This window comes from Actinomadura xylanilytica (genome assembly GCF_030283145.1).
Lineage (GTDB): Bacteria > Actinomycetota > Actinomycetes > Streptosporangiales > Streptosporangiaceae > Spirillospora > Spirillospora xylanilytica.
Map to the genome: position 1 here is coordinate 777,844 of NZ_JASNWE010000001.1, position 11,439 is coordinate 789,282.

At 73.7% G+C, this 11,439-nt stretch carries 12 protein-coding genes; 4 read left to right on the top strand and 8 right to left on the bottom strand.

Annotated features, from left to right (window positions below):
- Positions 1-26: 26 nt before the first annotated feature.
- From QP090_RS03660 to QP090_RS03670, 3 genes are all read right to left on the bottom strand, one after another.
- Positions 27-2,129, bottom strand: a complete 2,103-nt coding sequence (locus tag QP090_RS03660) for a SpoIIE family protein phosphatase (RefSeq protein ID WP_285938560.1) — start codon at positions 2,127-2,129, stop codon at positions 27-29.
- 123 nt (positions 2,130-2,252) lie between these two features.
- The gene (locus QP090_RS03665) at positions 2,253-2,855 is read right to left on the bottom strand and encodes a TetR/AcrR family transcriptional regulator (RefSeq protein WP_285937010.1); all 603 of its coding nucleotides are present in this window, start codon (positions 2,853-2,855) and stop codon (positions 2,253-2,255) included.
- A complete protein-coding gene (locus QP090_RS03670; RefSeq protein ID WP_285937011.1) occupies positions 2,848-4,446 on the bottom strand; it encodes an MFS transporter in 1,599 nt (532 codons plus the stop codon). Before QP090_RS03670 ends, QP090_RS03665 begins: the two co-directional genes overlap by 8 nt.
- A gap of 250 nt (positions 4,447-4,696) precedes the next feature.
- Here QP090_RS03670 and panB point away from each other — a divergent pair, with 250 nt between their 5' ends.
- A complete protein-coding gene (panB, locus tag QP090_RS03675) occupies positions 4,697-5,596 on the top strand; it encodes a 3-methyl-2-oxobutanoate hydroxymethyltransferase (protein ID WP_285937012.1) in 900 nt (299 codons plus the stop codon).
- Between the two features lie 75 nt (positions 5,597-5,671).
- Here the strand turns inward: panB and QP090_RS03680 are convergent, their stop codons facing one another.
- From QP090_RS03680 to npdG, 4 genes are all read right to left on the bottom strand, one after another.
- Complete coding sequence (locus tag QP090_RS03680) at positions 5,672-6,403, bottom strand: hypothetical protein (RefSeq protein WP_285937013.1); 732 nt, start codon at positions 6,401-6,403, stop codon at positions 5,672-5,674.
- Between the two features lie 13 nt (positions 6,404-6,416).
- Positions 6,417-6,773 (bottom strand): hypothetical protein, encoded by a 357-nt coding sequence (locus tag QP090_RS03685; protein ID WP_285937014.1) that lies wholly within the window; start codon positions 6,771-6,773, stop codon positions 6,417-6,419.
- Between the two features lie 176 nt (positions 6,774-6,949).
- Positions 6,950-8,038: a potassium channel family protein gene (locus tag QP090_RS03690; protein ID WP_285937015.1), complete on the bottom strand. Its 1,089-nt coding sequence runs from the start codon at positions 8,036-8,038 to the stop codon at positions 6,950-6,952.
- A gap of 100 nt (positions 8,039-8,138) precedes the next feature.
- Positions 8,139-8,831: an NADPH-dependent F420 reductase gene (gene npdG / locus QP090_RS03695; RefSeq protein WP_285937016.1), complete on the bottom strand. Its 693-nt coding sequence runs from the start codon at positions 8,829-8,831 to the stop codon at positions 8,139-8,141.
- Between the two features lie 90 nt (positions 8,832-8,921).
- Between npdG and QP090_RS03700 the strand changes: the two genes are divergently transcribed.
- Positions 8,922-9,521: a hypothetical protein gene (locus QP090_RS03700; protein ID WP_285937017.1), complete on the top strand. Its 600-nt coding sequence runs from the start codon at positions 8,922-8,924 to the stop codon at positions 9,519-9,521.
- 53 nt (positions 9,522-9,574) lie between these two features.
- Here the strand turns inward: QP090_RS03700 and QP090_RS03705 are convergent, their stop codons facing one another.
- Positions 9,575-9,751: a hypothetical protein gene (locus QP090_RS03705; protein ID WP_285937018.1), complete on the bottom strand. Its 177-nt coding sequence runs from the start codon at positions 9,749-9,751 to the stop codon at positions 9,575-9,577.
- 68 nt (positions 9,752-9,819) lie between these two features.
- Here QP090_RS03705 and map point away from each other — a divergent pair, with 68 nt between their 5' ends.
- Together map and QP090_RS03715 are read left to right on the top strand one after the other, a co-directional pair.
- The gene (gene map / locus QP090_RS03710; RefSeq protein ID WP_285937019.1) at positions 9,820-10,671 is read left to right on the top strand and encodes a type I methionyl aminopeptidase; all 852 of its coding nucleotides are present in this window, start codon (positions 9,820-9,822) and stop codon (positions 10,669-10,671) included.
- A gap of 121 nt (positions 10,672-10,792) precedes the next feature.
- Positions 10,793-11,425: a ComEA family DNA-binding protein gene (locus QP090_RS03715; protein WP_285937020.1), complete on the top strand. Its 633-nt coding sequence runs from the start codon at positions 10,793-10,795 to the stop codon at positions 11,423-11,425.
- Positions 11,426-11,439 lie beyond the last annotated feature (14 nt).

An 11,439-nucleotide genomic window follows, 5' to 3' on the forward strand; every position in this document is an offset into this window, starting at 1 on the left:
CGTCGCGGCGCCCGGCCCGGGAGCCGCTACTCGCGGTGGTGGTTCTCGCCCGGCCACGAGGACGCGGGCTCGGTCGCGCTGGGGTCGATGCCCGGCACGGTCTGCTCGCACCACACGACCTTGCCCGCGGCGGTGCGGCGGGTGCCCCAGCGGTGCGCGAGCTGGCTGACCACCAGCAGCCCGCGGCCGTTCTCGTCGTCGTCGCCGGCGTGCCGCAGCCGCGGCAGCGCCGCCGACCTGTCGAGCACCTCGCACACCAGGGTGCGCTCGTACAGCAGGCGCAGCTCGATCGGGCCGCCGGGCGCGTAGCGCTGGGCGTTGGTGATCAGCTCGGAGGCGAGCAGCTCGGTGGTGTAGGTCAGCTCGCCCAGGCCCCACCCGTCGAGGCAGGAGCGGACCAGGCCGCGGGCGCGGCGCACCGCGGCCGGGTCGACGGGCAGCGTCCAGGTCGCGCGGCGGTCCTCGGGCATCCGGCGCAGCCGGGCGATCAGCACCGCGATGTCGTCGCGGTGGTGGTCGGCGTACACCCCGGCGAGCGTCGCCTTGGCCAGGTCCTCCATCGGGCGGTGCGCGCTGCCGGGGCCGAAGATGCCGCGCAGCCGGGCCAGCCCGTCGTCGATGTCACGGCCGCGGTTCTCGACCAGGCCGTCGGTGTAGATGACGAAGACGCTGCCGTCCTCGACGGTGAACACGCGGCTCTCGATCGCGGCGCCGCCGGCCACGCCGAGCGGCGGCGCGGGCGGGACGTCGAGGAACTCGTTGGTGCCGTCCGGGCCGACCAGCAGCGGCGGCAGGTGCCCGGCCGAGGCGATCTCGATGGTGCCGCTGGTGGCGTCGTAGACCGCGTAGACGCAGGTGGCGAAGTGCGGCTCCTGCTCGCCGAGCTCGATCATCAGCTCGTGCATGACGTGCAGCGCGTCGGCGGGCGGCAGCTCCAGGTTGGCCAGGGTGTGCAGCGCGGTGCGCAGCCGTCCCATGGTGACCGCGGCGCCCACCCCGTGCCCGGCGACGTCGCCGACGATGAGGGCGACGCGCGCGCCGGGCAGCGCGATCGACTCGTACCAGTCGCCGCCGACCTCGACCAGTTTGCTGCCGGGCAGGTAGCGGTGCCGGACCTCGACCGAGGTCGGCGCCGACAGCCGGTTCGGCAGCAGGCTGCGCTGGAGCGTCAGCGCCGTCGCGCGCTCGCGGCTGAACAGCCGGGCGTTGTCGATGACGATGGCGGCGCGGGTGGCGAACTCCATCCCGATCTCGACGTCGTAGGCGTCGAACTTGCGGAAGCCGGGCACCCGGGTGCAGGCGATGAAGCCGAGCAGGGTGTCGCGGGCGATCAGCGGCAGCAGCACCATCGACACGTCGCCGAGCAGCTCGCTCACCGGGGTGCGGCGCCACCGCTTGGCGATGTCGCCGGCCGCGTCGGCGTCGATGTGCGGCAGGTGGACGGGCCGCGCGGTGTCGAGCACCTCCCGGTACGGGGTGCCCTCGGGGAAGACCAGCACCTCGCCCGCCGGGAACGTCGCGGTCCACATCGGATTGCCGTCGTCGGAGGTGACCGCGAGCCGGCGCAGCACCGCCGAGCCCGACTCGGCGTGCACCTCGTCGGCCGCGACCAGGCTCTCCAGCACCAGCACCGACGCGGCGGTGCAGTAGTGCGGGACGATGACGTCGACGAGGCCGCGCGCGCTCTGGTCGAGGTCGAGGGACGCGCCGAAGCGGGTGAGCGGGTCGTCCAGCAGCGCCCGCCGCATCAGCGCCGGGTCCTGGTAGCGCTCGCTCGGTGGCAGCGCCACCCGGACGAACAGCAGCCCGGCGGCGCCCTGGCCGTCCTCGCCCAGCATCGGCTGCGCGGTAACCACGGCGTCGGCCGCCGCGCCCTCGCCGCGCAGGACGGTCAGCACCGCGGTGCGCTCCTGGCCGGAGCCGATCGCCTCCAGCAGGGCCTCCAGCTCGGCCTTGCCCTCCTCGCCCACCAGGTCTGCGGCCGGACGGCCGATCAGCTCCTTCGGGGTTCGCCCGAGCACCGCCGCCACGTTCGGCCCGCACTGGGCGATCCGCCGGGCGCCGTCGATGCCGACGAACACCGTGCGGGATGCCGAATCACTGGCGGGCGCGTCGCCTCGCGGCGCCATCACGGATCTCACCTGACGCGCTCCAGACAGCCGGTTTTACCACTCCCGAGCGCCAGTATGGTGCATGACGCGTGATCAGGGGAGAAGATCACGTTTACCACCCGGAAAACAGTGGCCGGAGGATCACTCCGCGTCCACCCCGATGCCTCTCATCAGGGTGTTGACGACCGCCTCGGGGAAGCCCTGGGGCAGCCCCTCCTGCGGCGTCCGGATGGTGAGCGGGCCGACCAGCAGCGCGACCACGACCTCGAGGTCGAGGCCCGCCCGCAGCTCACCGGTCGCCATCCCGCGCCGCAGCACCCGCCGGATGACCTCGCGGCGGGGCTCGATCACGTCCTGCCGGTAGCGGGCGTACAGCTCGGGGTGCTTCTCGGCGCTGCCGACCACGTTCCAGAAGCACTTTCCGTGCTTGCGGCGGCGCTCGGCGACGAGGGCGCGCGCGAGGGCGGTCAGGTCCTCGTGCACCGAGATCCCGGCCGGCTCGGGCAGCGGCGCCTTGGCCTGGCCGAGCGCGTCCACGATCAGCGCCTCCTTGTTGGGCCAGCGCCGGTAGATCGTGGTCTTGCCGACGCCGGCCCGCGCCGCCACCGCCTCGATCGAGACGCCCGCCACGCCGCCCTCGGCGGCCAGCAGGTCCAGCGTCGCCTCGGTTATCGCCTTCTCGGCGCGCTCGCTGCGCGGCCGGCCGGGGGCCCGTGCCGCCGCGCGGTCTGTCGTCTCAGGCATCACCGGTCACGCTCTCATACCTGGACCCCTCCCGCCCCGGCACGACCGGGACCGGGACTGCCGCGTCGCCGGGGCCGGGGCCCGCGCCACGGCCGGGCATCCACCTCAGCACGACCATCGCACCGAGGAAGGCGATGACGGCCCCGGCGAGCGCCGCGGCGTGCATGGCGTGCACGAACGCGGCGTTGGCGGGGTCGATCAGGCTCTGCCCGGCGGCGCCCATCCGTCCGGCCACCGCGTGCGCTCCCCCGATCGACTCGCCGGCCGCCTCGCGGGCGCCGGGCGGCAGCGCGGCCAGCCGGCCGGACAGGTCGTCGCGGTACACCGAGGCGACCACCGAGCCGAGCACGGCCACGCCGAGCGCCACCGCGACCTGCCGCGCGGTGTTGTTGATCGCCGATCCGGCGCCGGCCTTCTCGCGGGGCAGCGCCGACATGACCGACTCGGTCGCGGGCGGCATCACGTTGGCCATGCCCGCGCCCTGGACGAAGAAGACCACGCCGAGCACCCAGAGCGGGGTGCCGGTACCGATGAGCTGGTAGCCCGCCAGGGCGCCGGTGACCAGCAGCAGCCCGCCCGTGCAGACCGCCTTGGCGCCGAACCGCCGCACCATCGCGGCGCTGGACGGGGAGAAGACGAGTTGGGCCGCGGCGAACGGCAGCACCATCGCGCCGGACTGCAACGGGCTGAGCCCACGCACCGACTGCATGTAGAAGTTGGAGAAGAAGAACACCCCGGACGCGGCGAAGAAGCACAGCGCGATGGACGCGACAGCGGCCGACATCCGCGGGTCCTTGAACAGCCTGACGTCGAAGGCCGGCTGCTCGGCGCGGGCCTCGAACCAGACGAACAGCGCGAGCAGCGCCACGCCGCCGAGGATCGGGCCGAGCACGGCGGGCTCCAGCCAGGCGCCGCTCTCGCCGCCCTGGATGATCCCGTACGACAGCACGACCAGCCCGGCGATGGACAGCAGCACGCCGGCCGGGTCCAGCCGGCCGGGGCTCGGGTTGCGCGACTCGGGCACCAGGAACGCGGTCAGCAGCACCCCCGCGGCGATCACCGGGACGTTGATCAGGAAGACCGAGCCCCACCAGAAGTGCGCGAGCAGCAGTCCGCCGGTCATCGGCCCGATCGCCACGCCCAGCCCGACCGCGCCGGCCCACAGCCCGATCGCGCGGGCACGCTCGTCCGGCTCGAACACGTTGGTAATGATCGACAGCGTCTGCGGCATGACCGCGGCGCCGCCGAGGCCCATCAGCGCGCGGGCCCAGATGAGCTGCCCGGGGCTCTGCGCGTACGCCGACAGCAGCGAGGCGATCGCGAAGACCGCCATGCCGCCGATGAGCACCCGCTTGCGCCCGACGCGGTCGCCGACGACCCCGAAGGTGAACAGCAGGCCGGCGAAGACCAGCGTGTAGGAGTTGATCGACCACTCCAGCTGGCTCTGCGAGGCGCCCAGGCCCTGGTCGGGGTCGGAGATGGTCTTGAGGGCGACGTTCAGGATGGTGTTGTCGAGCACCACCACCAGCAGGCTGACGGTCAGCACGCCGAGGATGTACCAGCGTCGCCGCCGGATGGTCTGGACGTCCACGAGAGAGTGCTCCTCCGGACGGGGCGGCGGCGCCGGGCCGCGCACCGCGCGCCGCGATTCGATACGGGTTCGTTTCGCAATGAGGGTACGCACTCGGGCATCGATACGCAACGGCATCGTTTCGTAATCGGAAATGTGTCGGATGTGACCGAGATCAGGAATGTAAGGGGGTACCCGAATCGTTCCTTGAATGGCACCATCGATCCCGTCCGGGTACGCCACCGTGGCGCCTCGAGACCGGAGGTACTCCATGTCTTCTGCTTCTGCTGCGTCCGCAGCCTGGCCGGGGGACGCCCCCCGGCCCACCGCCGAGCAGCCGACCGCACAGCCGACCGCGCTCTACGGCGGCAAGGGCGGGCGGCGGGTCACCGTACGCGACATCGCGGCCGCCAAGGAGCGGCACGAGAAGTGGCCCATGCTCACCGCCTACGACGCGCTCACCGCGCGGATCTTCGACGAGGCCGGCATCCCGGTGCTGCTCGTCGGCGACTCCGCCGCGATGGTCGTCTACGGCTACGACTCCACCATCCCCGTCACGGTGGACGACCTGATCCCGCTCACCGCGGCCGTGGTCCGCGGCTCCAAGCGCGCGATGGTCGTGGCCGACCTCCCCTTCGGGTCGTACCAGACCGGCGTCCCCGAGGCGCTCGCCGCCGCCACCCGGTTCCTCAAGGAGACCGGCGCGCACGCGATCAAGCTGGAGGGCGGCCGGCGGATCCTGCCGCAGGTCGAGGCGATGGTCGCCGCCGGCATCCCGGTGATGGGCCACCTCGGCCTCACCCCGCAGTCGGTGAACGCCTTCGGCGGCTACCGGGTGCAGGGGCGCGGCGAGTCGGGCCACGACCTGGTCACCGACGCCAAGGCCCTCGAGGCCGCCGGCGCGTTCTCGGTGGTGCTGGAGTGCGTCCCGGAGGACCTGGCCGGACGCGTCACCTCGTCCCTGGCCATCCCCACCATCGGCATCGGCGGCGGCAACCGGACCGACGCGCAGGTGCTGGTCTGGCAGGACATGGCCGGGCTCACCCCGCACACCGCCAAGTTCGTCAAGAAGTACGCCGACCTCGGGGCCGCGCTCGGCGAGGCCGCGCGCGCGTACGCCGACGAGGTCGTCAGCGGCGCCTACCCCGCCGCCGAGCACACCTACCACTGACAGCGGCTCGCCGCCGCCCGCCCGCGTCGCGGGTGGACGGCGGCGGCATGTCAGGGGCGGGGCCCGCTCCGGGGATCAGGGCGCGTCGGGGTTCGAGCGGGACGGCTCCGCCCGTCCCTCGTGGACGTCGCCCCCGTTGCGCGGAGGGGGCACCGGCGCCCGCCGGGGATCGCCCGAGATCTCGTCGCGGAGCGTGTCGACGGCCGCGCTCAGCACGTCCGGCCCCGCCACGTTCATCAGCAGCAGCCCGAGGTTGAGCGCCATCTGCCCGTCGGTCATCTCGCTGCCCGCCAGGGCGTCGACGGCGGTCCGCAGGTCGGCCTGGTCCTCGGCCGAGACGTTCTGGAGCAGCCCGAGGCAGTAGGCGGGCAGCGCGAGCTTGGCCCGGGCGAACGACACCCCGCGCATGATCTCGCCCGCCTCGTGCGCGCGGGTCTTGGCCTGCATCCGGTCCACCCCGCGGTCGGCGGCGGCCAGCAGCGAGGTGAGCAGGGTGCTCGGGCCGACCGCGACGTCCTCGTCGCCGACCCGCACGGTGAACACCGCGCTGCGGAACACCATCATCGAGCCGAGGCTGGCGACCAGTACCTGGGTGGCCCCGACGACGTGCGCCGACTGCACCCCGAACCGCCAGTCGAAGGTGTGCAGCAGGAGCAGCGAGCCGGCCCCGGCGCCGCCGTTGATCAGCACGTACGCCCAGGTGCTGGGCACCCGCAGCAGCGTGGCCGGACGGTCCCGGTACCGGGAGATGAGCTCGGCGACCCCGACCAGGCAGCTCAGCGAGACCGCGACGAGGTACCCGATCACGCCCGGCGTCCGCTCATGCGGCGGGCCCGGCGCCGCCCGTCAGCCTGACCACCTCGTCGAGCTCGTGCTCGACCGAGACCAGCCCCCGGTCGCGCAGCGTCTCGACCGCGTCGGCGACCACCAGCAGCCCGAGCCGGGTGGCGCGGTGGATCTGCTCCAGCGTCAGCGGCCCGCGCGCGGCGTTCAGCCGGTCGAGCACCCGGCGGCACGCGTCGTCGGAGTCGAGGTCGTCGCCGCGGCCCGGCGGGTGCCCCGGCGCGGCCGGGGGCGGGGACGCGAAGGGGGCCGCCATGCGGGGGGCGGTCGCGCCGCCGCGTCCCGACGGGGACAGGAACGTGCTCCACGGGTCGGCCGACCGGTTCTGCCTCATCTTCACCTGCCATGTCGCCTACGAATCGTATGACGCCGCGAGGCCGGCGCGAAGGCCCGGCCGCAAGAATCCCGGGGACGGCCGGCGGCGGCGTGCGCCGCGGCCGGACCTCTTCGCTTCTCCCCTGCACCGACATCTGCACTTGGACGCGCGCGGGACGGCTCCCGCTCCGGCCATTATTCCCCGAACTCGCGCGATTCGCCGGATTCGGTGGTCAGCGGGTCGGGCCCGTCCCGGCGGGCGATCGGCGAGGAGCGCGCCACGATGAGGCGGTCGCCGGTCCGGAGCTCGGCGCAGGCGGAGTCGTCGTAGGGGAGGGTGCGGCCGTCGCGGACCAGCGCGAGCGCGGGCTGCCGGGTCGCCCCGATCGGCCCGCCGACCTCGCCGGGCAGGATGTCGCGCTCGACCAGGTCGAGGCCGCTGCCCTGGTCGAGCAGGTCCTCGATGACCTGGCTGATGTGCGGCTGGCTGGTGGACACCCCGAGCAGCCGGCCGGCGGCCTCCGAGGAGGTCACCACGTGGTCGGCGCCGCTCTGCCGCAGCAGCGGCACGTTCTCCGACTCGCGCACCGACGCCTGGATGCCCGCCCGCGGGTTCAGCTGCCGCGCGGTGAGGGTGATCAGCACCGCGGTGTCGTCCCGGTTGCTCGCCACCACGATCTCGCGGGCCCGCTGCACCGCGGCCTGCTTCAGCACCGCGCTGCGGGTGGCGTCGCCGACGATGCCGACGAACCCGGCCTCGGCGGCGTCGGCGACGGCGCGCGGGTCGGGGTCGACGACCACGATCGACTCGCGCTCGACGCCGGTGCTCAGCAGCGTCTTGATGGCGCTGCGGCCCTTCGTGCCGTAGCCGGCCACCACGATGTGGTCGCGCACCCTGGTCCTCCAACGGGACTTGCGCCAGTCGTCACGGGTGCGCTCGGCCAGCACTTCCAGCGTCGTGCCGACCAGGACGATGAGGAACAGCACCCGGACCGGCGTGATGAACACGGTGTTGACCAGCCGCGCGCTCGCGCTGACCGGCGTGATGTCGCCGTAGCCGGTCGTCGAGACGCTCACGGTGGCGTAGTAGAAGCAGTCGAGCAGCGACAGCGTCCCGCCCGCGGTGTCGCGGTAGCCGTCGCGGTCGAGGTAGACGGCGGCGACCACGGCGATCAGGAGCACCAGCGCGACGCCGACCCGCCTGAGCACCGCCCGCATCGGCCCCCTGCGGGTGGACGGAAGCAGGACCCTCGGCCGACCGGTGGCCGGCCCCTCCTCGATCACGGTCAGCCACCGTACCAGCGGCCGACCGGGGACGGCCGGACGCGCCGCCCGGCGCCCGTCCGCGGCCGGCCGCCCGGCGAGACGCGCCGGGCGGGGAGGCTCAGACGTCGGTGATGCGGAGGCCGGCGTGGGCCTTGTAGCGGCGGTTCATCGAGATCAGGTTGGCGGTGAACGCCTCGACCTGGTGGGCGTTGTGCAGCTTGCCCCCGTAGACGCCGCGCATCCCGGGGATGCGGCCGGCCAGCGCCTGCACCAGGTCGGTGGCCTCGCGGTCGTCGCCGAGCACCAGGACGTCGAGCGCCATCTCGTCCACCCCGGGGTCGAGCAGCAGCTTGGCCGACACGTGGTGGAACGCGGCGACCACCCGGCTGCCGGGGAGCACGGCGGCGGCCTGCTGGGCGGCGCTGCCCTCCTCGACCGGGAGCGCGAAGGCGCCCTTGCCCTTCTCGAAACCGAGCGGGTTCACGCAGTCGACCACGATCTTGCCGGTGAGCTCGGCGCGCAGCGACTCCAGGGTGGCCTTGTGCCCGTCCCACGGCACCGCGACGACCACCACGTCGGACTCGCCCGCCGCCACCGTGTTCTCGGCGCCGCGCACCGGGAGGCCGGCGCCGAGGTCGTCCGCCGCCTGCTGGGCGCGCTCGGCCTTGCGCGAGCCGATGGTCACCTGGTGCCCGGCGAGCGCGAACCGCCGCGCCAGGCCCTTGCCCTGGTCGCCGGTGCCGCCCAGGATGCCGATCTTCAAGCCGGCCGCGTCGGGCAGGTCGTGCGGGGTCTTCTGCTGCTCAGTCATGCCGCCGAGTCTGCCAGGTGGCCCGGCGGCGGGACCGGACCGGCCTCGGCATCGGCGAAACCGCGTGCGCGGGCGGTCCGGTGCGGCACCATGGGCTGCGTGGACGCCGAGCAGGTCACGATGCTGCGCGAAGTACTGGCGGCCAGCGGATGGCTGGACCGCACCCGGGAGTTCGGACGGGCACTGCGCGTGACCTCGCGCACCCCCGGCGGGCTGCTGCTGGTGGGCACCCCGGCCGAGGACCCCTGGCACCTGGCCGCGCACCTGGACGACGAGAGCAGGCTCGGCGAACTGCCCGGCCTGTCGCCCACGCTGGTGCGCTGGTCGCCGCCGCCGGGCGCGCCCGCGCATCTGCGGGTCGGGCTGGAGCGGCTGGAGGCGGCCCGGCGCGGCGAGACGCTGTTCGTGGTCGCCGGGGAGAACGCGCCGGTACCGCTGCTCGAACGGGTCGACGACGCGCGCCGCACCGGCGCGACCGTGCTGGCGCTGGAGAGCGGCGACCGGGAACTGCGCGGGCTGGCGCACGAGGCGCTGACCGTCCCGGCCGACGAGACGCTGGTCTCGTTCGAGGGCGCGCAGCACCTGGTCAGCGCGGCGGCCGGCGAGGAGCCGGCCGCCCGGCAGGGCCGCGGCCTGCGCCGCCGGCTGGCCCGGCTGCTGGAGACCGTCAGCGGCCCCACCCTGGACTGACCGACGCCGCCGGCCGGGGGGCCGGCCGGCGCCGGGGCCGGCGGATCAGGCGGTCAGTCGTCGTCCTGCCTGCGCCACTGCTCGTTGCGCTCGCCGGCCCGCTTCAACGCGCCCGCGGCGGCCGTCTCCGACTCGTACGGGCCCATCCGGTCCTTGTCGGGGCAGCCCGGCCCGTGCTCGACCTTCAGGTGCTTCAGGCAGAACCACCAGTCCCCCTCACCCTCGCCCATCGGATCCCTCCGCTCTCACCGGTCGTCTCCGGGTCGTGCCCCGGGACGGCTGACTACACTCCATCACTATGACGACCCAGCTCCTCCGGCCCGGCCAGGTGTCCCCCATGCGGAAGGTCCCCGCGCACATTCCGCGCCCGGAGTACGTCGGCAAGAAGCATCCGAGGACCGGGGAACCCGACGTCAAGACGCCCGAGATCATCGAGAGGATGCGGGTGGCCGGGCGGATCGCCGCGCAGGCGCTGGCCGAGGTCGGCCGGAACGTGCGGCCCGGCGTCACCACCGACGAACTCGACGTCATCGGGCACGAGTTCATGCTCGACCACGGCGCCTACCCGTCCACCCTCGGCTACCGGGGCTTCCCGAAGTCGCTGTGCACCTCGGTCAACGAGGTGATCTGCCACGGCATCCCCGACGACACGGTGCTGCGCGACGGCGACATCGTCAACGTCGACATCACCGCGTTCATCGACGGCGTGCACGGCGACACCGACGCGACCTACCTGTGCGGCGACGTCGCCGAGGAGTCGCGGCTGCTGGTCGAGCGGACCCACGAGGCGACCCTGCGCGGCATCCGCGCGGCCAAGCCGGGGCGCGCGCTCAACGTGATCGGCCGGGTCATCGAGTCGTACGCCAAGCGGTTCGGGTACGGGGTGGTGCGCGACTTCACCGGGCACGGCATCGGCACCACGTTCCACTCGGGACTGGTGGTGCCGCACTACGACGATCCGGCCGCCACCAGGATCATCGAGCCGGGGATGACGTTCACCGTCGAGCCGATGCTCACCCTCGGCACGCACGACTACGACCTGTGGCCGGACGGTTGGACGGTGGTCACCAAGGACCGCAGGCGGACGGCCCAGTTCGAGCATACGATCCTGGTGACCGAGGACGGCCACGAGATCCTGACCCTGCCGTGACCCCATCCTGACCGACATTCCGCGTACAAAAAGGATCTAGAGTCCAAATCACCCATACCGGCCGGGAGATCTCTAGATGAACGCTCCAGCGCCGTACGAACCGCGAGTCCCTTCCGACAGCATGCCGCCCGGACGGGCCGCGATGAGCGTGACCTGGGCGGCGCTGCCGTTCCTGACGCTCGGATACGCCACTCCGTTCACCTTCCTCGCCGCGGCGCTCTGGCGCCGCAGCGCGCACCTGCTGGTGTCCTCGGTGGCCTATGTCGGACTGTTCGCCCTGCTGCTGACCCTGCTCGGCAGGGACGGCGCCCAGGGCGCGGCGGGGGTCGTCGCGTTCCTGCTGGCGGTGGTGGGCTGCGGGCACGCGTTCCTGATCAGGCGCCGCGTGTTCGACCCGCACGGGCTGTCCGGGCTGGGCAACGAGGCGGTCATCGAGCGGGTCCGGCGGCAGCGGCTGCTGCGCGAGAAGGCCCGCCGGCTCGCGGCCGACGACCCGGGCCTCGCCCGCGAGCTGCGGATCGGCCGGCCCGACCTGCGGCGCCAGTACAACGACGGCGGGCTGGTCGACGTCAACCACGCGCCCGCCGAGGCCCTGACGCTGCTGCCGGGCATCACGCCGGCGCTGGCGGTCCAGATCGAGCGGGTCCGCGCCGAGACCGGCGGCTTCATGTCCGCCGAGGAGATGTCGGCCATGGCGGGCCTCCCGCCGGGCATCACGGGAGACCTGGCCGACTACGCCGTCTTCATCCGCTGACCGCGGGCAGGAGC

Coding starts and splice junctions, on each gene's coding strand:
- QP090_RS03705 (WP_285937018.1), bottom strand. CDS start 9,751: ATGGGCGAGGGTGAGGGGGACTGGTGGTTCTGCCTGAAGCACCTGAAG.
- npdG (WP_285937016.1), bottom strand. CDS start 8,831: ATGACTGAGCAGCAGAAGACCCCGCACGACCTGCCCGACGCGGCCGGC.
- QP090_RS03665 (WP_285937010.1), bottom strand. CDS start 2,855: ATGCCTGAGACGACAGACCGCGCGGCGGCACGGGCCCCCGGCCGGCCG.
- QP090_RS03715 (WP_285937020.1), top strand. CDS start 10,793: ATGCCGCCCGGACGGGCCGCGATGAGCGTGACCTGGGCGGCGCTGCCG.
- QP090_RS03660 (WP_285938560.1), bottom strand. CDS start 2,129: ATGGCGCCGCGAGGCGACGCGCCCGCCAGTGATTCGGCATCCCGCACG.
- QP090_RS03700 (WP_285937017.1), top strand. CDS start 8,922: ATGGGCTGCGTGGACGCCGAGCAGGTCACGATGCTGCGCGAAGTACTG.
- panB (WP_285937012.1), top strand. CDS start 4,697: ATGTCTTCTGCTTCTGCTGCGTCCGCAGCCTGGCCGGGGGACGCCCCC.
- map (WP_285937019.1), top strand. CDS start 9,820: ATGACGACCCAGCTCCTCCGGCCCGGCCAGGTGTCCCCCATGCGGAAG.
- QP090_RS03685 (WP_285937014.1), bottom strand. CDS start 6,773: ATGAGGCAGAACCGGTCGGCCGACCCGTGGAGCACGTTCCTGTCCCCG.